Here is a 24,131-nt window from a genome sequence, read left to right on the forward strand (position 1 = left end):
TTAATAATATAAGGAGATACGTTATGTCTTACAGCTATCAACGTGCCATTGAATTTTTTCGACTTCTTGCCAAAGAGTCAACCTACAAGCCCGTGCATTTCTATGCAAAAGCCCTCAACGTCTCGAGTAAAAGCATCTTTTACTACCTTGAGCAACTAGAGCATTTACTCGATCAAAAAACATTCGCCTTACACAAAGAACCCAGTAAAGGCATCTTTTTAGAACAATCCAATCAAGAGATTTTTCTCGATCAAATTATCAAAGAAAACATTCCACTACACCGACAAATCAAGATCCTCCACATGCTCATCAGGGATAAAGAGAGTCCATCAGTCACGCAATTAAGTCAACAATTTAATGTCGCTAAAACATCGATCCTTGCCGACTACAAAAAGATCCTAGGCGATCTCACCACCTTCACCAATCTACACATCCAACTGGTACGACAAAAGATCTACATTTCTAACAATTTTTTAGGCAAAGCCCAACTCCATCTACTCTTTATCCAAAAGATCAATCGTATTCTTCCACAACCACCCACCACCGCGCAACAACTCTTTAACCAATTACATGCCTTCTATCCCCAAGGTTGTCGGGATCAAGCGCTCAAAGCTCTCGATCAATTACTCCAAAGTCTACCACGTCATCAGCAAAGCCCTCATGCCAAACTCTGCTTGGCCGTGATCTTTCTAATTTTTCTATACGAATCCCCCACCAGTGTCATCCTCCCACCCATTATGCAACTCTATCTGCCTCATCCGCTAGAGTGTCTACTCAATCGTATTCTCCCACCACACCTGCACAGCGATAATAACAAGCGCTTTCTCTACACCCAGTTAGTTACCCTTAACCTCACATCTGCCCCCACCATTAGCCCACCCCAATCAAGACATCTGTACCAGATCCTCATGCTCCTCGCCCACACGCTAGATAATGCAACCATTGCATCCAAAGAGACGCAAAATGCACTCACCCGTGCCTATACGCTCTTTCAACTCCAAGCCAAGCTTGCCATCGATGTCGATCCTCACACCTCGAATATTCTGCTCCAGCATCATAGTCTTATGCTCAACATTGCCCTGCTCACCCTCACCTACTACCATCACCACCACGATCTTCCCTACACCACCCTTAGTGCCTGCACCTTCTTAGCCTATCTCATCCTCACCCTAGAAAAACCAACCTCTCATAAGGTCTATCTCCTAAGCAACCTTGACAAACCCTCCCACCTGCTCCTTAAAAAAGAGCTCACCGCGATACTCCCTGCCAGCGCGCACCTAGAAGATCTCCCCGCCATCGATCTCTTATCCTCTACACAAAAAGAATCATGCTTCCTCATCTCCACCTACCCCCTGCCCATCCATGATTCCTATCACCTCATCACCCCTAAACTCACCCACCAAGCTCAAGAAAATCTCCTCCAGAAATACCTTTGTTACTGCCACCATCCACCTCAAAACATGCCAACAACCCTGCCTCTACCTCAATTTACACTCATCCCACAACTTATCCATAAAAATCTCTTCTTTAGCGAATCCCGCCTACACACCAAACCTAAAATCTTTGCGCTTGTGGCTCGCGCCCTACTACAATATCACTTTACCACAATCAATCTCCAAGAAGAGATCACTCTCACCGACAATTTTCAAAAAGTCGACACCAATCACGACTGGGTCGTCCTTCAACTCCCACCCCACTATGTTCGACGTAGCTCACTAACCATCTACCTAGGAGAAAAGGCAATCCAATGGCATCATCACGTTGTCCGCAACCTCCTCCTAATCTGCCTATGCCCCGAAGATCAACGCCAAACGCCACAAGTACTACGCGAAATTTATGACCTTCTGCGTCAGCCTCACCCCATCAAAATCATTAAAGAGCTTTTTACCTCCCACGCGTAAAGCTTGCACATTCGTCAAATCCATCGTATACTACTCTAATAGGAGCATAGTATGCGGAATATTCAAGAAAATCTCATTTTACTCACCGTGCAAGAGCTCGAAAGGCGCACGCAAGCCACCTTATCTGTAGTGGAGGAAGAGATTATTTTTCAACTGATTCCACAAGCTATGAACAAGCACTTCACTATGCAAAAGCTTGCAAACCAAGCAGATACATCCATCTCTGCCATCGCGAGACTCATCAATACGCTGGGCTTTAGTGGCTATGCTGAACTCAAGCTCACCTTAAACCAGATCTACCAAGAGATCCAGCAATCCATCCTGCCCAGCGCCGCAAACGCTTCCCTACAGCAAGATTTACATCAACTCTATCGCTTCTCTAGTCAACAACTTCAACACTTTATTCATCATGTAGATCTCGCCAGTCTGGAGTATCTAATAACATCGCTAAGGTCGGCACAGCATATTGTGATTCTCGCAACGGGCTTCTCTGCGATCATTGCGCAGTCGCTGGCTTATCAACTCCAGCAATTGGGCAAGTACTGCAACTGTGTCGACACTATCATGCCAGACGAATCATTCCAACAGCTTCTTAAATTCCACAGCTTGGTCATCACAATATCCAAATCGGCACAAACTCCCGTCTTGGAGCGTCGCATGCAGGATATCCAACGCGCCCAACTACCAAACATTATGATCACCACAAATCCTAAAGGATTGCTATGCCAATACACCGACAAAATTGTTACCATTGCCGACTACACCCAACGTATCAGCCCTGACCTAACCTCACTCTTTCAATTGAAGATGATCTTCTTTTGTGAATTTTTAATTCTAGCATTGAACAAATCTTGAAAAAAATTTCAAAAAATCACGCACTATAAACATTTTTTTCATCGATTAATCGATCTCCTCTTTCTCATGATAGACTGAACATATATCAACAAACAAGGAGTTTTTATATGTTACAAAAACAGTCTATTCTTATTGCCGGTGGCGGAAGTACCTTTACTCCCGAAATTGTCCTACTGCTGTTAGAGAGACAAGCTGATCTCCCGCTCAAGGAACTCAAGCTTTACGACAATGACGCAAAACGTCAAGCGATTGTGGGCGAAGCGTGCGCCCTACTCGTAAAAGAACGTGCCCCAGAAGTCATGTTTAGCTACACCACCGATCCTAAAGAGGCATTTAGCAACATCGATTTTGTTATGGCACACATTCGCGTGGGTAAGTATGCAATGCGTGAGCAAGATGAAAAAATTCCGCTTAAACATGGCGTAGTCGGACAAGAGACCTGTGGCCCTGGTGGTATCGCCTATGGCATGCGATCCATTGGCGGAGTGGTCGAACTCATCAAGTATATGGAACAATATTCGCCCAATGCCTGGATGCTCAACTACTCAAATCCGGCAGCAATTGTTGCCGAGGCTACACGTCGACTCTGCCCGACATCCAAGGTGATTAATATTTGTGATATGCCCATTGGTATTGAAGAAAATTTCGCGGCTATCTTAGGCTTACCATCACGCAAAGAGCTCGACATTCGCTATTATGGTCTTAATCACTTTGGCTGGTGGACATCCATTCGAGATCAAGAAGGCAAGGATCTCATGCCTGAAATTCAGGAGTATACCAAAAAACACGGCTATCTCTCCCCGCAATTAGCCAGTGATCCGCATCTTGATGCCTCTTGGCGCGAAACTTTCGAGATGGTAAAAGATGTTGCTACCCTCGATCCCACGACACTCCCCAACACCTATCTTAAGTATTATTTCTATCCCGATCGCGTGGTTGCACACAGTAATCCGCATCACACACGTGCCAACGAGGTGATGGAAGGACGAGAAAAACGTGTCTTTGACGAATGCCAACGATTAGTTGCCCAAGGTCATGCAAAAGATACGCATTTTGAAATTGGCGCACACGCCTCTTATATTATCGATCTCGCAAGAGCTATCGCATACAATACCAAAGAGCGCATGTTATTGATCGTCGAAAATCGGGGGAATATCTCAAACTTTACTTGGGATGCCATGGTCGAGATCCCTTGTCTTCTCGGCGCTAATGGCTATGAACCACTCCATGTTGGCGCCATTCCCACCTTTCAGAAAGGTCTCATGGAGCAACAAGTTGCGGTAGAAAAGCTCACCGTAGATGCTTGGATCGAAGGCTCTTACCTCAAACTCTGGCAAGCTATTACGATGTCTAAAACCGTACCCAGTGCTGACGTTGCCAAGGCTATTTTAGACGATCTCATTACAGCAAATAAAGAGTACTGGCCCGCACTCAAGTAAGTTCATAGCCACATAAGTCATCGCTTTAAGAGCACCTTAACCCCCACTACTTAGCGTTAAGGCGATGGCTTCTTGATTCTTTTTATCGTAATTAAAAGGAGCATTTATATGCAACACTCTTCACCCCTTAAAACAAAATTATTCGAGGCAATGCAACGTTTTGGTGCAGCTATGTTTGTGCCTGTTGCATTACTACCATTGGTTGGATTACTACTTGCTGTGATTCAAATTTTCAAAAATCCTAGCTTAGTAGGTCCCTTAGCCATGGCAGAAAGCTTACAAGCATTCTTATTTTTAGTAGAAGAGGCCGCTTGGACGATTTTTCGACAAATGCCCATCATCTTTGCACTGGGATTTCCCGCCACCATGGCAAAACAAGCACCCGAACGCGCCGTAATCGTTACGCTAGTAACCCTCATGAGTTTTCATTATGCGATTAATGCCATCCTAACCTTATGGGGAGCATCATTGGGCATCGACTTTACGCAAGAGGTTGGCGGAACAAGTGGATTAACTGTGATTGCATCCGTAAAAACATTAGATATGAGTATTATCGGTGGCATGATGGTAGGCTACATCACCACAATGATTCACAACAAATTCTTCAATAAACCACTACCCGAAGCCCTCTCCTTCTTTCAAGGGATGGCGCTTGTAGGCTTCATCGCTATGCTTACGATGATTCCTTTAGCTGGAGTGACAGTTTTGATTTGGCCCAATATTCAAAGTGCTATCGCTAGCATGCAAAACTTCTTCATTCATAGCGGAACCTTTGGCATTTGGCTCTACACCTTCTTAGAACGCATCCTGATTCCGACAGGACTCCATCACTTTATCTACATTCCTTTTGTTAATGGCGATGCTGTAGTGGAGGGTGGCGCTTTAGCCAACTGGATTAAAAATATTCCCTACCTCGCTCAAACTCCAGGAAATCTCCGCGAACTTATCCCTTCTGCTGGCTTCTTGATGCATGGTAGTACAAAAATTTTTGGTCTACCTGGGGCAGCCATTGCCTTTTATCTTACCGCCAAGCCAGAGAATCGCACTAAGACATTGGGCTTAATTATTCCCGCGGCGCTCACATCCTTTTTGACCGGTATCACCGAGCCTATCGAATTCACTTTCTTATTTGTTGCACCCTTTCTCTTCGTCATTCACGCCCTGCTCTCTGCAACAATGACCTCACTCTATTATGCAATCGGTATCGTCTTACCCAGTAGTGGTGCTATCGAAGCAATGGCGACCTTCTGGGTACCCATGCTCCCCAAACATACCGCTGCGGTACTCATGCATATCGGCATTGGACTTGGCTGGATCGCACTATACACCGTAGTCTTCAGAACACTTATCCTTAGGTTCAATTTAACCACACCTGGGCGCGAGATTGTTGGTGAAACAAAACTCTATCGTAAAGAAGACTACAAAGCACAACAAGCGCACAATAAGCAAAATGCTACCCTAGCAACCGACAAATACATGCAACAAGCCATCGCCTATCTCGATCTTTTGGGAGGAAAAGAGAATATCGCGAATGCCACCAACTGCGCCACACGGCTACGCATCACAGTCATCGATAGTAACATCGTTGCTCCCCAAGAGGCCTTTAAAGAGGTTGGAGCTATGGGTCTCATGACACAAGATAAAAATTATCAAATCATCATAGGTCCCACCGTGCCTAACGTACGTGCCTCTTTGGATCAACTTTTACAATAACGTTTCTGAGAGCTAGGCAACATCCCTAGCTCTTTTTTTAGGAATATTCTCCTTGACAAAAAGATAAATTTAGCCTACCATACAACAAGAAATGGAAAAAAATCATACAACGCTCACACGCGATAGTACCCTCGATATTGCCAAAGGGTTAGCCGTTATCTTTATGGTCTATGTCCACACCCTTATCGCCCTTGGTTCGCTAGCCTTGCAAGAAGAGAGTTGGTTTGGCGAAATTATTGGCTTTTTGGGCGGAGTTCCCGCCGCTCCGGTCTTTATGTTTATGCTGGGGGTAGGTGTTCACCTCTCCACGCATAGCACGCCTCAAGCCTTAGCTAAACGTGGTATGACACTCTTCTTCGGTGCCTATCTCTTCAATTTTTTTCGTGCGGTGGTGCCAGAGCTCATCAAGTATCTTTTATGGGAGGATTATCCCTTTAGCCTTATTGAAATTGGTTACTATTACTTGCTCTTTGTCGATATCTTACAATTTGCTGGCTTGGCCTTTCTCTTCTTCGCCCTTACCAAGCAGATAGGAATAAAGGTGCGAGGTTATCTGCTCTTACTCGTGCTATTTTTGGGGATAAATTCTTGGTTATTGCAACAGCACTTTCCTTATCGTTTTTGGATAAATCCTTTCTATGCCTTATGGTTTGGTATCGATGAGTCCTCCTACTTTCCCTTCTTTACCTGGATCTTCTATCCTATTTTGGGCTATCTCTTTTCGGTGCTAGCAAAGAAGAGACCCCAAAAAAGATCGCTTTATCTATGGCTAGGATTCATCACCTCTGCCGTGATAGCTCTCTATTTTTTAGGGGTTTGGCAATGGGATCTACCCACAGGTTATGCGAGTGATGTCGCCTATTATCACCATGCCTTTCCTGTACAAATTTTGTATGGAGCATTCATCGGCTGGTGGTTAGCACTTATCTTTTTGGTCACACAAATCGTCAAAAGTCGCTGGATTTTTCTCAGCAACACAAGCAAAATGACCAATCTTATCTACATTATTCACTTTCTTCTGCTTGGTCTACTCGGCATCTTTCTCCAAGAAATTACACAAGGATGGCTTATCTTTCTCTTAGCAACCAGTATTTTTATTGCAAGCTACCTTCTAGCCAAAAGATGGCTTACCCGTAAAAGGAAGAATTCATTTGACAAAAACCTTACAAGACATTATAATAAAAGGTAAGGAATCGTAATCGCGTGAAAACATTCTTATATATCTTATGTCTTATGGTTGCGCCAGTACATCTCTTTGCAAACACCGTCATTAAGCAGGGTTATGATTTTATTTTAGAAGAGATCTTCTCTGGTGAACGCTTCTGGGGCATCGCCTCACTACCTAACAACAATCTTCTCCTCACCGAATTTAAGACAGGAAACCTTCTTTTGGTGGAATTTACCAATGATACGCTCAAAACTACCACCATTGCTCTCTCCCTTCCGATAGAAAATCGCGGACAAGCTGGGTTACTCGATATTGCGTTACACCCCAATTTTGCTCAAAATAATTACATCTATCTCTCTTATAGCAAAAGATTAAAAAATGGCTCTTCCCTCGCGCTTATCCGTGGTGAGTGGCACAATCATACGCTTATCAATATTACCCAGCTCTATGAGACACCGTCGGAGGTACGTACCCAGCATTACAGCGGTGCTATTGCCTTTGATTCCCAAAATAGACTCTATCTTGCCAGTGGCGATCGCAATAATCGTCATCAGGCGCAAGATTTAACCAATTCCATTGGCAAGATTTTACGCTTTAACGATGATGGGACGATCCCCCTTGACAATCCGCTTATTAAGCAGAATAACGTTGCCAAAGAAATTTATGCGTGGGGCATTCGTAATGCGCAAGGGCTCGCCTATGATGCACGTACCAACACCCTTTGGCAAAGCGAACAAGGACCACAGGGCGGGGATGAACTCAATATCATTCGTGCAGGACAAAATTATGGTTGGCCAGAAGTTACCACCGGTCAAGAGTATGGCGGCGGTCGCATCGGAGTGCGCACCAAAGCCGGCATGGTTGACCCCATTAAAGAGTGGACGCCATCCCCAGCCTTCTCCTCTCTCCTCCTATACACCCACAACGCGATTCCCTCTCTCACCAACAAACTTCTCATCCCCTCCCTTAAGGCAGAAACGCTCTTTGTTATCAGCGTCGACAAGAATAAGGTTACCGCTGTTCACACCATCATTAAAGGCGAAATCGGGCGTATCCGCGATGTAAAATCAGCACCCAACGGCATCATCTACCTCGTCAACGATGCTGGCAAGCTCTATCGTCTGCGCCCACGCTAAAGGATAAAACGCTAGCATCTCTTCCCTTGATCTTTTATAATAAAAATATTACAATAAAAGATATACTTTAGTTTTAGTTAAGGGAGATGCTTTTATGCACAAAAAGATTTTAATCGTAGGTGGCGTAGCAGGTGGCGCTACTGTGGCGGCTCGACTAAGGCGTTTAGATGAAGAGGCACAAATTATCCTCTTTGAACGAGATGCTTTTGTCTCTTTCGCCAACTGTGGATTACCCTATTATATCGGTGATGTCATCAAAGATCGCAGCCAACTAGTCTTACAGAATCCGCAAAAATTTAAAGATCGCTTCAACATCGATGTGCGCACCCAAAGCGAGGTGGTGCAGGTTGATGCTAAGAGCAAAATCCTCACCATTAAGCCTGCCAGTGGCGTGCCCTACACCGAAAATTATACGCATTTAGTACTCTCCCCAGGGGCAAAGCCTTTAGTGCCACCGCTACCGGGTGTCGATCACAAACGCATCCTCACCCTGCGCAATGTCCCCGATAGCGATCGCATTAAAGAGCTTGTCGACAGCGGGAATATCAAGAATGCTACCGTCATTGGTGGCGGATTTATCGGCATTGAAATGGCAGAAAACCTCGCCCTACGCGACGTAGCTGTCTCGCTGGTAGAGGCTGCTCCCCATGTCTTAGCAACCTTTGACAAAGAGATGGCTGGCTTCCTAGAAAAAGAGCTCGCGCGCGCTGGTCTTGATCTTTATCTAGGGAAAAAAGCAACGGCGTTTCTACCCGAAAATGAACGCATCGTGGTGCAACTTGACTCCAACGAGACCATCACCAGCGATTTAGTTATCCTCGCCATTGGCATTCAACCTGAAACCAAATTTCTAAAAGATAGTGGTATCGATCGCGACGAACGTGGCTTTATCAAGGTAAATGAGCATCTACAAACCAACCATCCAGAGGTTTATGCGCTAGGTGATGCGATTAAAGTCGATCATCTAGTCTACAATCAACCTGCATCCATTCCGCTAGCAGGACCTGCTAATCGACAGGGGCGTCTGGTTGCCAATAACATTTGCGGAAAACCACAAGCCTTTATCGGTGCGATGGGTACCGCGATTTTGCAAGTCTTCGACCTCAACGCAGCCTGCACCGGAAGTAGCGAACAAGTGCTTATCGCACACGATATCCCCACGCAGAGCCTCTATATCCACCCCAATAGCCATGCAGGATACTACCCCGGTTCAACGCCACTCACCATCAAGGTGATCTATAATCCCACCGATGAGCGTATTCTCGGGGCGCAAGTTTTAGGCTATGAAGCCGTCGATAAATTCATCGATGTTATTGCCAGCGTTATTCACTTTAAAGGTACGCTCCACGACCTTGCCGATCTCGAGTTGAGCTACGCACCGCCCTTCTCTTCGGCAAAATCACCCATCAATATGGCGGGATTTGTCGGTCTTAATATCAGTGAAAAACTCATGCCGGTTGCCCGTTTTGAAGAGGCGCTCAACCTCAATCAAACGTCGCAACAGTTGTTAGATGTGCGTGATGATATTGAAGTTGCCAATAAAAAACTTGAGCATAGCATCCACATTCCCCTTAATGATTTACGTAATGGCCGTGGTCTGGATAAACTCGACAAAACTAAGGAAATTCTTGTCTACTGTGCGGTAGGTGTGCGAGGCTATATGGCAACACGCTACCTCCTTGCCAAAGGCTATAACGCACGCAATATTCTTGGCGGAATCAAGCTAGAACCCGGCTTTAGCCAAACCTCGAGCAAGAACCACGCCGACAAAGCCACCGCGTCGGTGGTTACCCCACTGATGAGCGATAAAGTGGTGGAACTCAACCTTACTGGCTTGCAGTGTCCTGGTCCATTAATGGAGCTTAAAAAACAGATCGATAAGGTCGAAGTTGGGGCGGTTTTACAAGTGCAAGTCTCCGACCCCGGATTTTTGCACGACGTAAAAGGCTGGTGCGACTCAACGGGGAATGAACTCTTGAGCGTTAACAGCAGTAAGGGAATCATCCATGCCCAGATCCGCAAGAATCCCCCCAAAGCCGAGAGTGCCCTTGGCGTAAAACTGGAGGATCAGACGATTGTTGTCTTTAGCAACGACCTTGATAAAGCGATTGCTGCCTTCATCATCGCCAACGGAGCGGCAGCCATGGGTAAAAAAGTCTCGCTCTTCTTCACCTTCTGGGGCTTATCGGTGATCAAAAAAACCAACCCTAGCCATGTCGGCAAAAAGAATTTTATGGAGAAGATGTTTACCATGATGCTCCCCAAACACAGCGGAAAATTGCCCATCTCTAAGATGAATATGGGTGGACTGGGCGCCAAGATGATCCGCGCGGTGATGAAGGAGAAGAGCGTGATTAGCCTTGAGGAGTTGATGCAACAGGCGCAAGAGAATGGCATCGAGATGATTGCCTGCACGATGTCGATGGATGTGATGGGCGTTAAGGCCGAAGAGCTCATCGATGGCATCTCGCTGGGTGGAGTGGGGTATTACCTCAACAAGGCAGAGACAGCCAACAAGAATTTATTTATCTAAATAAAATAATAGAGCAAGCTAAAGTTATCTAGCTTGCTCTTTGTATAAAATTCCCCTAACTACATATTATAGCGTGATTTCACCCACTCTAATGCGACGAGCAAGATCTTTGATATTTCGCTCAATGCGATCAATCGTCTCGATAAAAATTGCATCAACTTCGCCACTGGGATCCGCCAATCCCCAATCTTCACGGTGCTTCGCCACCACATGCGGACACTCCACATTGCAACCCATCGTAATCACGATATCTACTTGTGGCAAGGCGTCGATCAACTTAGAGTATTGTCTTTCACGCATATCAATCGCATAAATACGTTGCATAAGGCGTACTGCATCGGCGTTGATGGCAGGCTTTACTTCTGTCCCTGCTGAATAACTCTCAAAAACATCAGATGCAAAGTGCTTGCCTAGCGCCTCTGCCATCTGGCTACGGCACGAGTTATGCACGCAGATGAAAGCCACTTTAGGCTTATTTTTCATATACAAACCATCCTTTCGTGTTATTTGCTATCTTTACAAGAATAAGCATCACCGGAACCTCCACCAAGACACCAACAATCGTTGCCAGAGCCACCGGAGACGTTGCACCAAAGAGAGCGATCGCCACGGCAACCGATAACTCAAAGAAGTTAGAAGCGCCAATCATTCCTGCAGGTGCGGCGATATCGTGAGGAAGTTTCAACTTTTTACTCGTCAAATATGCCAAAAAGAAGATCAAAAATGTCTGGATAATCAGTGGGATAGCGATCAAAACGATATGCAATGGATTGGAGAGAATCACGCTGCCTTGAAAGGAGAAGATCATCACTAGTGTCAACAACAGCCCGATGATCGTGGTGTGATTAAATTTAGTAATAAATTTCTCCTCAAAATAGCCTACTCCTTTGTACTTAATCACTAAATTACGTGTAATAATTCCCGCGGCTAACGGCGTTACCACAAATAACACCACCGATACAATGAGCGTAGACCAGGGAATCGTAATGCCACTCACCCCCAATAATAACGCGACAATCGGAGAAAATGCAATCAAAATAATCAAATCATTCGTTGCCACCTGCACTACGGTATAGGCAGGATTCCCTCTTGTTAAGTGCGACCAGACAAAAACCATCGCCGTACAAGGGGCTGCTCCCAGCAACACCGCACCTGCGAGGTAATCACGTGCCAACTCCTCACTCATCAAGTTACGAAATAGAACAAAAAAGAAGAACCATGCAATACCAAACATCGTAAAGGGCTTAATCAACCAATTAACCACCCACGTAACATACAATCCTTTAGGATTTTTGCTAACATTTTTTATGCTAGTAAAATCCACCTTCATCATCATCGGATAAATCATCATCCAGATTAAGATCGTAATCGGAATCGAAACCTGTGCATACTCAAACTGCGTCAACCACTGCGGAATTTCTGGTAGATAACGACTTATCATCACCCCTAAAACCATACATAATAGAACCCACACACTCAAATACTTCTCAAAAAATGCCATACGTAATGACTCTTTTGCTTGCATTATTCATTCCTCCTAAACTTATTAACACTCAATCAGAGTAATCTGTTCTGCGGCCATCGTATACGCATTAAGATACTGCTTGGCACGCATCAATCCAGTATGATCTAAAGAGTAATAGACCCACTTACCAGCTTTACGCGCCTGCACCACACCACTAGCTAAAAGAATCTTCATGTGATGTGAGAGCGTAGATTGAGAAATAACCAATTCCTCTAATAACGCACAACCACATCGCTCGCCAACTTTTAGTTTAGAGAGAATCGCAAGGCGACTCTCATCACAAAAAGCCTTCATCAGCAATGCTTGCTCTGGATAATCATCATGCATTTCATTCTCCTCATATCGATATTTATCAATCTATCATACCCTATGTATCGATATTTGTCAATATGTTGAACGACAATCACACCGAAAATAATCCCATCTATAAAAGATGGGATGCTTATGAGAACGATGAAAAACGAAATACGGACTTATTTTTTCTTCTTGCTCGCATTAAGTGCACTACGTACGGCGTTGTCTACGTATTTATCGCGCAAGGCGTAGAGCATTTCGTCAAAGGTATGATAGCGCGTATGATGTTGTACCGGCGCATAGCGTCCCTGCCCGTTAGGTCCCGTAGCTATCCAATGACCGCCGGTCGTGTAGGTACTAGTATGGGTTACCGTCTTGAGGATGGCTGGGTACATTGTAAGAGAATACGCTAAGACATTATAGCCCGCATTCTGTGCATAAAGCATCAAATCGGCGCGCTGCATATCAATGGATTGTTCAAGAAACTTATTAAATTCCAATAGTTCGGGATCGTCAATCAACGCCTCCATTAAGCGGTAGGTTTTACTGCCTTTTTGTGCAGTGGTTAGGAGATTTCTGCGGTTAAAACCTTCTTTTATCAAGAGATCCAGTGAATGTTGAAGTTCTGGCGTGATACGATTGGCGCGAGAAAACCATTCAACCCAGAGATTATTATCTTCTAAAAAAGAGGTTTCTTGCAAAATATACTCAAAGAGCGCATCGGTCATAAGATCTTGGGAGATGGCAAGCATATCACTACGGGAGATCGCCTTAATGTCCGCTCCACGATCCTCAAGATAATGGACGGTTTTGAGGGATTTAAAGATGACATTAGCAGCCTTTTTTCGCTTAGCCGAAGAAAGATCGCCAAAAGGGTCGTAGCGCAAGTAATCAACTAAAACTTCTTGATAATCGAGTGTATCTAAAATTTTCTCTTTAGCAGCGCGCTTTTCAAATTTCTTGATATCATTAAAGTAGAGGTACTCCATCGTGTTACGTGGCGATCGAGCGTAAAGATTCATCCCAATGCTCACTAACAAAATAAGCATAATCAATTTTCTCATGCAACGTACTCCTTATTCATCTATCATCAATATATCAATATTGTATAAAAATGTCAATAAGAATTGGGTCATCGCAAGGATGACCCACCCTATCGATTGATTACTTTCTGGGAACAATACGGTAGACACTGCGCTCTTGCATTGCAGGTTCTTTATTCAAATGCGTAATAGTAACGAGATCATGCTCGTCGGTAGTCCCATGCGTTACCAATAGCCAAACCACATAATACTCCTCATCAACCTTGGCGTTGAGTAACGTAGCCACCCCACTGCCAATAGGAATTTCTTTGGTTGGGGTAAAGATATAGCCCAGCTCGCGCACACGAATACTCTGCCCTGCCACCGTAACTTTACCCGTCGTTACATCTAGGGTAATCACACCACCGGTATAATCAGCATGAGTACGCATCACTTCGGCATAACGCGCGTAAAATTTCTCCCACATTGCATCATAATCTACCATCTCCTCGCCCTTTGCCACCTTAAAACCATACTGATTGCTGTTTAATTGTTTATTAAAGGTTGCCAAATCCTTTCTATTCACAGCAAAACCATAAATCTCCATCTTATGTGGGTTAGAGATAGGAGATGAGGCAACGGTAATCACGTCACCATCCATGGTAATCTCGGTGTTGGGAGTGTCATCTACGTCTGCAGGTTTTTTACAGCCAAGCAAAAGCAATAGAGCAACAGAAGCCAAAAAATAGATTTTTTTCATTTTTACTCTCCTATGGATGCTCGTAAAGACGAACATCTGTCTTTATTTTCGACACTCCTCGCCTACTTTTTCTCCCTATTCTTTAGATATCGTAAAAAATTATCCTTTCCAACCTAAGCCAACATAAAATCCATGTTGCCAGCCAAGCCCAAAATTGTAACGAAGCTGATAACCAATGGGCAAAAAGATTCCCCCTGACATCATGCCTGTCTCAAGTCCCAACTTAAAGACTGGCCCGTGATTATGTTGTACGCCAAAAAAAGCGATCTCCTTGCGTACAGCAAGCTCTTCTTCACGATTAACCCCATCCATATTAGCGGGAAGACCATAGGCGTAAAACCAGCCAATGTCAAGCGTTATACCAAAATATTCGTTCACAGTACTTTGATAGCGCATCAATAGCGCCATATCTAAAGAGTAGCGAGTCATCTTAACCCATTTATCGGAGAGAAAATTCTCGTCCTCGTCAAAAAAAGATAATTGCACATGATGCTTAGCCCAGCCCATGCCCATATCAACGCTCAAGCCCATCACTCTGCTAAGAAAGTAGGTGGAGGACAACCCCACACGATAGCTCTCTTGCCGATACGGTTGTGGGCGCATCCAAACGCGAAAAAATCCACTACCCACGCCAAAAAAGCCGTTAAAGGGATAGAGCCCCGAAAAATTGAGGCTCACCTGATAATGAACATCCTGAGCGGAGAGCAAAATCGGAGATTGCACTTGAACTGGCTCAACAACCTCCTTAGACTCTCCTCCATGGGCATACAATCGACATGCGAGAATAATAAATACAAAAGATAAAAGAAATCGCCTACGCATGCACCCTCCCAAAATATGCCAAAAACCTAGATATTAATACCCAATCCTACATAGAATCCATGCATGAGCTCGCGTCTAAGGGCATTGTAGCGCACAATGTAGCCAGCAGGAATGTAAAGTCCAGAAGAGCGGGCATTACCAAACTCTAAGCCAAAGCGTATGACAGGTCCATGATTATGCACATAGTTTCGATAAAAATCACTCTCAAAAAAAGCTCTCTCCTCGTCGGTGGCTAAGCCCTGCACGTTGCTCATGAGGTTGTACCCGTAGTACCAACCAAAGTCGGTAGTAATTGCCCAAGAGTCGCTCATGGCTTTGCGTAGACGTAGATACATGGAGTACTCAAGAATGTAATCTTGTACTTGAGCCTCACGTGTATAGCTGCCAAACAAGCCATTAGTATCATAGAACGTGAGGGAGAGATTTTTCTTACTCACACTCACCCCAGACTCAAATAATATACCAAGATGTCTACCCAAAATGGCTACACCAAAATTGCCATTATGGATACGCGTATCATGCATCGCCATCGTCTTAAATCCATTAAGAGGATAAAGACCTACATAATTGGTGCTGATCTGGACAGTAGGACCCGAAATGGCAGGATTACTCTTCTTTGTCTCACCGCGACTCTCAGCGCGACTTTGTGGGCGATTACTAGAGGATTCATCTCGAGATTCATTGCGCTCTCGGTCTGTGCTACGTTCTTCACGATCTCGTTCATTGGTACGCTCTTGCTGACGGTCAGACTGGGAAGAAGATCCCCCATCTCTATCTCTGGCATCACGTTGCCCATCGCGGTATCCCCGACGGTACGCCTCTTCTTCTCGCTCCTGCTGTGATTGTTGCCCACTACGTTCGGCATCTTCTTGCCCATCGCGATACCCATCGCGATAAGCCTCCTCCCGATCGCTGTTTTGCGCAGAAGCAAAGAGTCCCATCACCATAAACATGACAAACAATAGTTGCTTTTTCATTATATGACTACTCCTTTATTTGATAATCATTTATAACTCTCTTTATATTATACACAAATCCCACCATATTGACAAGCGACACCTAGATTAATTATCAAAAAATTATTAATAGAACTATTGATATTCTAAAATAGATAGTCGATAGGTATGGAATAGTATCCATTGTTAGTAATGTATAGGAGTTTGTCCAGCATATGAAAAACCGTTCTATTTTGAGCTTTCTCTTGAGTTTACTCTTTATTCTGCCTGCTCGTGCCTACGATATTCCAGAAGTTAGTGTGGGGCTTCGCCTTGGGGGAGATGCGCACTTTAGTATGGCACCCCTCTTTGATTTTGACACCGCAGTGAGCATTAGTAATGCAATCTATCCCTTTGGCGTTAGCGGTAACTTTGCCTTATCCGTATTAACCGACATTAAAACTCGTGAATGGTTCGCCTTTACTCCAGAAATCACTATGGGTGTAGCGCGTAGTCTCGTTGATAAAGATGTGGGTATTCAAGCCAACTGGCACGACATTAACTTTGATATTCTCGCCAAATTCTTCGTAAGCTATTGGTACTTTGCTGCAGGCCCTGGCTTCTCGATTATTACGCCTCCAGCTTATCACACCAAAAAGAATTATCTCAACTCCAACGTCGGGGAGTTAGGCGATAATCTCAAGCTCCTAGGACTCAAGCCAAAAATGACCACTCGCTTCACCGTAACCCTAGATACAGGCGCATATATCCCAGTAACGCCCAATAAAGATACCATCGGATACATTACCATTAGTTGGCGTACGGTCATTGCACCTATGGTCTTTGAAAAACTCTACTTCATGTCTACAGCCAAAAGTAACGAAATCGAAATGCACTATATGGATAGGCTTTCTAACCGCGCATCCACAATGATTAGTACAGGTCTCTTTGTTGGCTTTAACTATATCGTCAATAACCATTACTAGTTAAGTGGTCTGGTCGTGCAAACCATTGGGCAACGCGTACGCCTTGCGCGAAAACACTTTGGCTGGACACAACACCAAGCTGCCGAGCATCTTGGGGTAAAGCAAAATATGCTCTCTCGTTACGAGCGTGAAGAGCATCATATTCCCGACCCTATCAAGGTGAAATTACACGCACTAGGCATCAATCTTACTTGGCTTCTCACCGGAGAAGGCGAGATGTTACTCCCACCGCCAGCACACACACCATTGCAAGACGTTCAACAGATCCGACGCGAGCTACTCTCCCTACAGCTTACACTAGAAAAGACACAAGCCGATCAACAGGCCATGCAAATTATGCTTCAACGTATGAAAAATATTATCTTTAAATAGATAAATTACTCTCTAAATTTCGATAAAGAGAGCAACGGGTAGCCCTCTTTAATCTCCCAAGCATGTTGATAACAGTGGTAATTCTTCAAAGAATGGCAAGTGCGACACAATGGCATCAGAAAGGATGATCCAGCGCAAAGATTCTCCCCTCTATGGAGCATTTTTGCCTGCACCACGCCAGAGGCTCTACGCTGACAGCCACGAATTGCACACTTAATTGCCGCCCCATTATAGAGATCCATTAATATAGTCATGCTAGAGATAGGCACGATACTATCACTTACGTAGGTGATAGCATCGCCAATTTCTGTCCGTTCTATCATCATGAACCTCCACTCCTCAACCCACTATTTTAACAATGTGGTGAGCATCCAAATCTCTTTTTGCAAATCCTTAGAGATACCAAGAATAAGATCGGCGGTAACCTCATCTGCCTCTTGCTGCGCGTGTTCAAGAATTACTTTATACTCATCCACCATCTGCTGAAGATCGGCAATCACTTGGCGCACCATCGTAGTTGCATCCTCGCCCCCAGTTGCCTCTTTTAGCGAGCTCTTTGCCAAACTCTCTTTTAGAGTAGAGATAGGCGAGCCACCTCGCATTAAGATGCGTTCTGCGATCTCGTCATAATAAGCGGTTATCGCGGTGTAGAGCTCCTCAAATTTAGCATGAAGCTCAAAAAAAGTTGCGCCTTTTACGTACCAATGATAATGGTGAAGTTTAGTATAAAATAAATTAAGATTGGCTACTTGTTGATTGAGTAGATCGATGGTTGACATGAAATATCCTCCTGAGATTTTTATTGCTTACACTATCATAATACAATGAGCTATGATAAAAGGCAAGCGAAAATTCTTATATCATGAAAATTATCTTTTTTGCATGATAAGCCTTGACATTTTATGATTTCTGTGTGATTCTATAGATAGAAATATCAACGATAACATAGTTGTCTGTTCCATCACATAAGAGAGCAAAAATCAAGCCGTTATCGGCATCTGTGTTCGCCTAAAAACCTAGTTCTCGTTCCGTAATCGTCTCCATTCACCCTTGGGGAAGAGCATTTTTGTAACAACATAAAATCATTAAACATTAATCTACTCAATCACATTTTTTTAGAAAGGAGTATATTTATGTCTAAATTAAACCTTTTTTTGATGGTGAGTTGCCTATGCGCCGTTATGATGAATGGATGCAAACCTCACACGAAGAACCCCATCCCGCCAGAACTGCCACCGGCACAGACTCAGCCAGAAGAAACCCCGCCGACGCGATCCACTCCACCAGAGAGCCTTACGCCAACGAATCCTGAGGAGAGTGAGGAAACGAGTACCGACGCAGCTACCCAATCCACCACCGACNCANCTACCCAATCNACCACCGACACAGCTACCCAATCTACCACCGACGCATCTACCCAATCCACCACCGACGCATCTACCCAATCTACCACCGACNCANCTACCCAATCNACCACCGACNCANCTACCCAATCTACCACCGACACAGCTACCCAATCNACCACCGACACAGCTACCCAATCTACCACCGACGCATCTACCCAATCNACCACCGACNCANCTACCCAATCTACCACCGACNCANCTACCCAAACGAATAGGCCACGGGTGCATCCAGAGGATAATCTCATTGAGAGAGCCGAAAGTCATCAGCCCCACGTTCTTCGCCAACGCTATCACACCAAAAGTAACAGCCCCAATGAGCGCTATATTACCCGATGGGCTAATCATGCCGGCGCTACCCTCAAGGTTGAGATCAATGACATGCAAGGGGCGGGAAAAATTTGGTTAGTGGGCGCGCAAGCCGTAAGACCGCGTGCATCTATCGCCATAAACCCACAACTATATGGGAAAAAGAGTGCCAATATTCCCTTTAACTGGCTCAATGACACCGTGGGCTTTTGGCCGATCTACTTTGATATCAATCAACCCATGCCCCTCATCGCCCCGATGAAAGAGAGTCTTATTAATCTCTTTCCTAACGATCCTGCCGTGGTTTACGACAACGAGCGTAGAAGTAGAAACATCAATCTTTATTACGACTATATGCTGGCAAATCCTACCAATCGCAACGGTGCAGGTGCCCTTAACCGCGCCAGCGCTTGGCAACATTTAGGCTTTCATGCGGGGGATGAAGTAGAGATTGTTATCTATATCTATTCCACGCAAGAGAGCTACCAATGGTATCGCGACTCCGTGGGACTCTCCCCAACAACAGGCATTCCCAAGACCTTAAAACGCGTCCATCTCGATGAGGTGATCGAGCTTGAGCGGATTCCTGTTACCCTAGAGTAACCTCTAGCCCTATAACGATAAATCATTGTGTATCATTAAGATAAAACAACATCTTAGCGATACATAATGATTTGTTTTTAGAGAGTTTTTGAAAAATTTGTTCTTATTGATAGATACACTCTTGACAAAAATCAAAAATTATGCGATTCTTTAGATAGAATTATATTTCTATTGATAGTAACAGACCCTAATCATTTCTCTTCCATACAAAGGGAATTGTTTTCGCAATGTTTCTATGAATAGAAACAAATATAAGGAGAAATTTTATGAAACGAATGCTTAGCTTTCTAACCATCTCTCTCTTTATCGCCAGTGCGATGAGTTGTAAACCGCGTATTAACGCAAGTAATGAGGTAGATATCCCCGATATTGCAGATATTATTGGTGGGGGCAGTGGTAACAATAACGGCGGTAATGACAACGGCGGTGGTAATGATAACGGTGGTAATGATAACGGTGGTAATGATAACGGCGGTAATGACAACGGCGGCGGTAATGACAACGGCGGTGGTAATGATAACGGCGGCGGTAATGATAACGGCGGCGGTAATGATAACGGCGGCGGTAATGATAACGGCGGCGGAAACACCGACCCCATCGAGGACGATAGCCGAAAGCTAAAGCTCACGCAACCGGGGAGCAGCTACTACGAACGCTTTATCAACCGCTGGGATGATATGAACGGAGCCGTTATTGATTTGGGTATTAATGAGATGAGTAAGGACAAAAAAGATGGTCGTATCTGGATGGTAGGCGTACAAGCTGTTCGCCCCGGTGAGCCCGTGGTGATTAACCCCAAGGTATACGGCAAAGGCACCTCCACTATCGGCTTTAACTGGTTTAAGGGGAAAGTTATGGTACTTTTTACCATCGACCAGCCCTTACCCCTTATTGCTCCAGTTGGGGTGGCTAAAGGCGAAAAGCTCGATCCGGATCTTTTTCCTAACGACCCCGCAGTTGTCTACAATGATGGCAAATCTAGCTCTTATGTAACCCTCGTCTACGGGCACATGCTCCAAAACACTGCCAACAAAAATGGTGCAGGCTCTCTGCTAAAAGCAGCGGCATGGAGTAATATTGGCTTTAAAGCCGGTGATGATGTTGACCTCGTAGTTTATATGTACACCACCCAGCAGAGCTACAAATGGTACACCGATACGGTCGGTAATGATCCTGAAAAAGGTATCCCCAAAGCCTTGCAAAGTGTAACCCTCGATCACATCATCGAAGTGCAACGCTTCCCCTTCATTCTTCAATAACCTAGCATCTAGCCCCTATATTAAGATAAGAAGCAGATCACCTCGATCTGCTTCTTTCTCCTACATAAAAAGAGCCAGCGAGATCCCATCAATCTGCCTCTTTCTCGCGTAAAATTCCCAAAAATCACTTTCCATGACAAATCGCTTTTCTTTTTATCGCATTTATGCTATACTCATTATAAAAGCTTGCAAAAGAGGTGCGTCATTATGAGCAACACAACCAATAAAAATATGCGTTCTATCGCGGTCGTAGGCGCAGGCGCCTTTGGCACCGCACTAGCCAAAGTCTTAGCGGAAAAAGGCGTAGACGTGAAGATCTGGGCGTTCAAACCCGAAACCGCCGAAGATATCAACACCCACCACCGTAACCAAGAGTTCCTCCCCGATGCCATCCTACCTACCAGTCTCACCGCTAGTAGCGACCTCACTGAAGTCGTCCAAGATCGTGATGTTGTTCTCTTAGTTACCCCCTCAAACGTCCTCATTCAAACCGCACGCCAACTCCTCAGCATTCCCTGCATTGCAGAAGGCAAAGCGATCATCGCTTGCGCCACCAAGGGTCTTATTCGTCTACCCTCGGGCGACGGGCAACTCCTGCTTGATGGTCTTGAAAATTATCTTCCCGGTTTTTACAAAGGCAACATGGTCTATATTTCGGGGCCTAGCCATGCCGAAGAGATCGCCCAAGGTAAAGTTACCGCCCTTGTCGCCGCCTCGCAAAATCCCATGAATGCCATCATTGTGCGTGAGCTCTTTACCGCACCCACCTTACGCGTCTTCTCTTCCATTGATGTTAGTGGTGTACAAGTGGTTGCCGCCCTCAAAAATGTTGTCGCCCTCGCCTTTGGCGCTATCGAAGCCTATGCCGAAAAGAGCAACAATATCGGCGATAACACCGAAAGCTTCCTTCTCTCTGCCGGTCTCAATGAAATGATGATTCTTGCCCGTGCCATGGGATCGACTCACTTTGAAACCATCACCGGGCCTGCCGGCATTGGCGATCTCGATGTAACCTGTCGCAGTAAGTATGGCCGCAACCGTCGCTTTGGGCGCTCTATCTACGAGCAAAACCTCCTCAACGACTTCGCCGATCTTGACGATCTCATGGCAAATGTTACCACGAAAGTGGGCTACCTCCCCGAAGGTGTATTCGCTGCACGCACCGCCTATCTTACTGCGCAAAAGTACAACCTACGTACCCCGATGTTCACCGCAATTTACCGCGTTCTCAATAAAGAACTCGACGTAGAAAGCGCCGTTCAAGAGCTCATCTACGGAGTGTAAATGCCGCCCCACGATATTCTCTTTGGTGGCTCTTTTGACCCCATTCACCGCGCACATATCGCCATTGCAACCAAGGCGCGCTCCCAATTGGGAGCCGACCGCTTTTTCTTTCTTCCCACCAAAGAGAATCCGCTCAAACCACCGCTTATTGCCAGCCCAAAAGATCGCCTCATCATGCTTCATCTCGCCACGCGCCATCTACCTTGGGCGACCGTCCTCCCCGACGAAATAGAACGTACCGACCAAAAACCCAGCTACACTATCGACACACTAGAAGAACTGCTCCAAAAAGAGATCATCCGCCCCAAGCCCTACCTCCTCATCGGCAGTGATATTCTTCCGCAACTGCCCCACTGGCATCGCATCGATGACCTACTTTCACAAGTAACCTTAGCTGTTATCACGCGTCAAGAGGTCTCGCCCAGTAGCCCCTACCCCTATCAGCTTATCTCCATTCCACATATTGATATATCTAGTACATCTATTCGAGAAACTCTCTCCAAAGAAGATCTCCATCCTGACGTTTGGGAGTACATAAATTATGCAAAGCTCTATCAGTAGTGTGATACAGGCACTCGCCAAGGCCGAGCTCTCCCCAGCGCGCTATCAACACAGCGCACGGGTCGTCTACGTAATGAAACAGATACACAAGCGTCTCCACTTACCCATCGAAATCGACCTTATTGAACTAGCAGGGTGGGCGCATGATATCGCCCGAGAGTGGCCAGAAGAGGTCTTAGCCTCCGCCATTCAGAAGTATCATCGCACCGATTATCTATCGTCGCATGCCCATCCAGCCCTCTGGCATGCGATTGTTGCTATGCCCTACATTCAAGAACAATGTGGATTTTACCATCCAGAGGTCGATCAAGCCGTCATTCATCACAGCACAGCCGTTAAAAACAACTCCTTACTAGGAAAACTTTTATTCATTGCTGATGAGTGCGAGCCCGCACGCGATCATCTTACCCCCACCCATCACTTGATGCTAGCACATGGCTCACTTGATGATATTTATTACTTTATAATTAAAGAGCAGATTAAATTTTTTCACCAAATAAATCAATCCCTATCGCATCTCACCCTAGATGCGTATAAAGAAGGAAGAGACCTCATGCAAAAAACGATAAAATCATTTCACCAAAACCCTTTTAAAGAGAATACCTACCTGCTTATCCATGAACAAACCATGCTCATTGTCGACCCTGGTGTCAAGGTAGAAGAGCTCGCACCGACTATTCTTGCCAGTGAAATTACAGAAGCAAAGATTATCTACACCCACGGGCATTTTGATCATATTGTCTTTGGCTATGATCTCGAACAATTTCTTTCACTACAAAAAATTCCCTATGAGAGTTATGCTCCCAGTGCTGAATCATTCTACTTTGGGGAAAAGGCCTTAGCTCACATTCAAGATGTCATTAAAATGTATGGATTAGAAGATTTTTATCACTGCAAAAATATTCCAACCATCCAACGCTTTCTCGAAGATGCACAGCCCATCGATTTTCTCGACTTCATCTTCTACCACACCCCCGGACATTCCATGGGTAGTGGGGTGTTCTATAGTAAATCACTTAATACCCTCTTCTCTGGAGACACCATCTTCGCCAATGGCTCTATCGGACGCACCGACTTCCCCGACAGCTCCCCGCAACAGATGGAAGCATCCCTCCAGCGTATCTTCTCGCTCTTCCCATCAGAAACCACGCTTTATCCCGGACACGGCATGCGCTCAACCATCGCCAGAGAAAGAGAAATTCATCGTGAATTCCACTAAATCTTATACACAAAAATTCCGATGGATTATGT

22 protein-coding genes are annotated in these 24,131 nt (G+C 45.1%); 13 read left to right on the plus strand and 9 right to left on the minus strand.

What is annotated here, in order from left to right; all coding sequences use genetic code 11:
- Nucleotides 1–23 precede the first annotated feature (23 nt).
- The 7 genes from PVA46_RS04355 to PVA46_RS04385 all read left to right on the plus strand — a co-directional run bounded on the left by PVA46_RS04355 (nucleotide 24) and on the right by PVA46_RS04385 (nucleotide 10,745).
- Nucleotides 24–1,901, plus strand: coding sequence for a BglG family transcription antiterminator (locus tag PVA46_RS04355; RefSeq protein ID WP_167695534.1), 1,878 nt, complete (start codon nucleotides 24–26; stop codon nucleotides 1,899–1,901).
- Between the two features lie 51 nt (nucleotides 1,902–1,952).
- Nucleotides 1,953–2,756: a MurR/RpiR family transcriptional regulator gene (locus PVA46_RS04360; protein WP_167695535.1), complete on the plus strand. Its 804-nt coding sequence runs from the start codon at nucleotides 1,953–1,955 to the stop codon at nucleotides 2,754–2,756.
- A 107-nt stretch (nucleotides 2,757–2,863) separates the two neighbouring features.
- Nucleotides 2,864–4,195, plus strand: coding sequence for a 6-phospho-alpha-glucosidase (locus tag PVA46_RS04365; RefSeq protein WP_167695536.1), 1,332 nt, complete (start codon nucleotides 2,864–2,866; stop codon nucleotides 4,193–4,195).
- Nucleotides 4,196–4,303: 108 nt separating this feature from the next.
- Entirely contained in the window at nucleotides 4,304–5,908 is a 1,605-nt protein-coding gene (locus PVA46_RS04370) for an alpha-glucoside-specific PTS transporter subunit IIBC (protein ID WP_167695537.1), read from the plus strand.
- Between the two features lie 91 nt (nucleotides 5,909–5,999).
- Entirely contained in the window at nucleotides 6,000–7,097 is a 1,098-nt protein-coding gene (locus PVA46_RS04375) for an acyltransferase family protein (protein ID WP_167695538.1), read from the plus strand.
- 14 nt (nucleotides 7,098–7,111) lie between these two features.
- On the plus strand, nucleotides 7,112–8,212 hold the full coding sequence (locus PVA46_RS04380; protein WP_167695539.1) for a PQQ-dependent sugar dehydrogenase: 1,101 nt from the start codon (nucleotides 7,112–7,114) through the stop codon (nucleotides 8,210–8,212).
- A 94-nt stretch (nucleotides 8,213–8,306) separates the two neighbouring features.
- Nucleotides 8,307–10,745 carry a DsrE/DsrF/DrsH-like family protein gene (locus PVA46_RS04385; protein WP_167695540.1) on the plus strand — a complete coding sequence of 813 codons (2,439 nt, stop codon included), beginning with the start codon at nucleotides 8,307–8,309 and terminating at the stop codon, nucleotides 10,743–10,745.
- Nucleotides 10,746–10,811: 66 nt separating this feature from the next.
- Here the strand turns inward: PVA46_RS04385 and PVA46_RS04390 are convergent, their stop codons facing one another.
- From PVA46_RS04390 to PVA46_RS04420, 7 genes are all read right to left on the minus strand, one after another.
- Complete coding sequence (locus PVA46_RS04390) at nucleotides 10,812–11,228, minus strand: arsenate reductase ArsC (protein ID WP_167695541.1); 417 nt, start codon at nucleotides 11,226–11,228, stop codon at nucleotides 10,812–10,814.
- Nucleotides 11,218–12,270 (minus strand): ACR3 family arsenite efflux transporter, encoded by a 1,053-nt coding sequence (gene arsB, locus PVA46_RS04395; RefSeq protein ID WP_167695542.1) that lies wholly within the window; start codon nucleotides 12,268–12,270, stop codon nucleotides 11,218–11,220. Before arsB ends, PVA46_RS04390 begins: the two co-directional genes overlap by 11 nt.
- Nucleotides 12,271–12,291: 21 nt before the next feature.
- Complete coding sequence (locus tag PVA46_RS04400; protein ID WP_167695543.1) at nucleotides 12,292–12,597, minus strand: ArsR/SmtB family transcription factor; 306 nt, start codon at nucleotides 12,595–12,597, stop codon at nucleotides 12,292–12,294.
- Between the two features lie 146 nt (nucleotides 12,598–12,743).
- Complete coding sequence (locus PVA46_RS04405; protein WP_167695544.1) at nucleotides 12,744–13,628, minus strand: hypothetical protein; 885 nt, start codon at nucleotides 13,626–13,628, stop codon at nucleotides 12,744–12,746.
- Nucleotides 13,629–13,728: 100 nt separating this feature from the next.
- Complete coding sequence (locus PVA46_RS04410) at nucleotides 13,729–14,346, minus strand: hypothetical protein (RefSeq protein WP_167695545.1); 618 nt, start codon at nucleotides 14,344–14,346, stop codon at nucleotides 13,729–13,731.
- A gap of 99 nt (nucleotides 14,347–14,445) precedes the next feature.
- On the minus strand, nucleotides 14,446–15,168 hold the full coding sequence (locus PVA46_RS04415; RefSeq protein ID WP_167695546.1) for a hypothetical protein: 723 nt from the start codon (nucleotides 15,166–15,168) through the stop codon (nucleotides 14,446–14,448).
- Nucleotides 15,169–15,194: 26 nt separating this feature from the next.
- The gene (locus PVA46_RS04420) at nucleotides 15,195–16,145 is read right to left on the minus strand and encodes a hypothetical protein (protein WP_167695547.1); all 951 of its coding nucleotides are present in this window, start codon (nucleotides 16,143–16,145) and stop codon (nucleotides 15,195–15,197) included.
- Between the two features lie 194 nt (nucleotides 16,146–16,339).
- On the opposite strand from PVA46_RS04420, the gene PVA46_RS04425 reads away from it, so the two are divergent.
- Both PVA46_RS04425 and PVA46_RS04430 read left to right on the plus strand, forming a co-directional pair.
- Nucleotides 16,340–17,089 (plus strand): hypothetical protein, encoded by a 750-nt coding sequence (locus PVA46_RS04425; RefSeq protein WP_167695548.1) that lies wholly within the window; start codon nucleotides 16,340–16,342, stop codon nucleotides 17,087–17,089.
- A gap of 15 nt (nucleotides 17,090–17,104) precedes the next feature.
- Nucleotides 17,105–17,461, plus strand: a complete 357-nt coding sequence (locus PVA46_RS04430; RefSeq protein ID WP_167695549.1) for a helix-turn-helix domain-containing protein — start codon at nucleotides 17,105–17,107, stop codon at nucleotides 17,459–17,461.
- Nucleotides 17,462–17,466: 5 nt separating this feature from the next.
- Here the strand turns inward: PVA46_RS04430 and PVA46_RS04435 are convergent, their stop codons facing one another.
- Together PVA46_RS04435 and PVA46_RS04440 are read right to left on the minus strand one after the other, a co-directional pair.
- The gene (locus tag PVA46_RS04435) at nucleotides 17,467–17,787 is read right to left on the minus strand and encodes a hypothetical protein (RefSeq protein WP_167695550.1); all 321 of its coding nucleotides are present in this window, start codon (nucleotides 17,785–17,787) and stop codon (nucleotides 17,467–17,469) included.
- 21 nt (nucleotides 17,788–17,808) lie between these two features.
- Entirely contained in the window at nucleotides 17,809–18,240 is a 432-nt protein-coding gene (locus tag PVA46_RS04440; protein WP_167695551.1) for a Dps family protein, read from the minus strand.
- A 1,802-nt stretch (nucleotides 18,241–20,042) separates the two neighbouring features.
- On the opposite strand from PVA46_RS04440, the gene PVA46_RS04445 reads away from it, so the two are divergent.
- From PVA46_RS04445 to PVA46_RS04460, 4 genes are all read left to right on the plus strand, one after another.
- On the plus strand, nucleotides 20,043–21,035 hold the full coding sequence (locus PVA46_RS04445) for a hypothetical protein (RefSeq protein ID WP_212603848.1): 993 nt from the start codon (nucleotides 20,043–20,045) through the stop codon (nucleotides 21,033–21,035).
- 207 nt (nucleotides 21,036–21,242) lie between these two features.
- The gene (locus PVA46_RS04450) at nucleotides 21,243–22,319 is read left to right on the plus strand and encodes an NAD(P)H-dependent glycerol-3-phosphate dehydrogenase (protein ID WP_246226759.1); all 1,077 of its coding nucleotides are present in this window, start codon (nucleotides 21,243–21,245) and stop codon (nucleotides 22,317–22,319) included.
- Nucleotides 22,320–22,880 carry a nicotinate (nicotinamide) nucleotide adenylyltransferase gene (gene nadD / locus PVA46_RS04455; protein WP_167695554.1) on the plus strand — a complete coding sequence of 187 codons (561 nt, stop codon included), beginning with the start codon at nucleotides 22,320–22,322 and terminating at the stop codon, nucleotides 22,878–22,880. It begins immediately after the preceding gene.
- The gene (locus tag PVA46_RS04460; RefSeq protein ID WP_167695555.1) at nucleotides 22,861–24,099 is read left to right on the plus strand and encodes an MBL fold metallo-hydrolase; all 1,239 of its coding nucleotides are present in this window, start codon (nucleotides 22,861–22,863) and stop codon (nucleotides 24,097–24,099) included. Before nadD ends, PVA46_RS04460 begins: the two co-directional genes overlap by 20 nt.
- Nucleotides 24,100–24,131: the final 32 nt, after the last annotated feature.

Source organism: Entomospira culicis (genome assembly GCF_028748145.1).
GTDB lineage: Bacteria > Spirochaetota > Spirochaetia > WRBN01 > WRBN01 > Entomospira > Entomospira culicis.